Below are 681 nucleotides of genomic sequence, written 5' to 3' on the forward strand. Positions count from 1 at the left end.
CGGTGTGCGAGGACGAGACCTTTCATCCGGCGATCTGCTTGGTGGCGCTGGAGCCGGTGTCGGGCTTCATCGTGCTGGAGCGCTACGCCGCGGACCGCACGGCGCAGACCTGGACGCAGGCTCTGAACGCGGCCTGCGCGGGCTTGCCGATCACGATTGTGCAGGGCACGGCCGACGAGGCGGCGGCGCTGCGCCGGCATATCGAGACCGACTACGGCGCCCATCACTCCCCGGACCTGTTCCATCTCCAGCACGAGGTCGCCAAGGCGACCGGCCTGGCACTGGCGCGCGCGGTGCGCGCGGCCGATGCCGAGGTCGCGAGCGCCGAGGCGCAGCTGGAGCAAGCACGCGCAGCCGAGCAGGCGTATCGCGCACAACGCCATGGCCCCGGGCGTCCGCCGGCGTTCGCGCAGCGCATCCGCGACGCACTCGCGACCTGGGCCCGGGCCGCAGCAGCGCGCGAGCAAGCGCAGGCGCGCCAAGGCGAGGCGCGCGCGCTGATCTGCGCCATCGGCGCGGCGTATCACCCCTACGATCTGGAGCGGGCCGAGGCGCAACCGCCCGAGCATTTGGCCACCCGCCTGGAGGGCATCTGGCAACAGCTCGACGGCCTCGCCAAGGCGGCCGACCTGCCGGCGCGGGCGTGGGCGCATCTGGCCAAGGCCCGGCGCTTGACCACCG

At 73.6% G+C, this 681-nt stretch carries 1 pseudogene; it reads left to right on the plus strand.

Features of this window, described 5'->3' with window-relative positions:
* A pseudogene (locus ML01_RS29865) lies at nt 1–681 on the plus strand (hypothetical protein); the annotation flags it as partial.

Origin of the sequence: Thiohalocapsa sp. ML1, from assembly GCF_001469165.1 — a bacterium.
In the GTDB taxonomy this organism is placed as follows: domain Bacteria; phylum Pseudomonadota; class Gammaproteobacteria; order Chromatiales; family Chromatiaceae; genus Thiohalocapsa.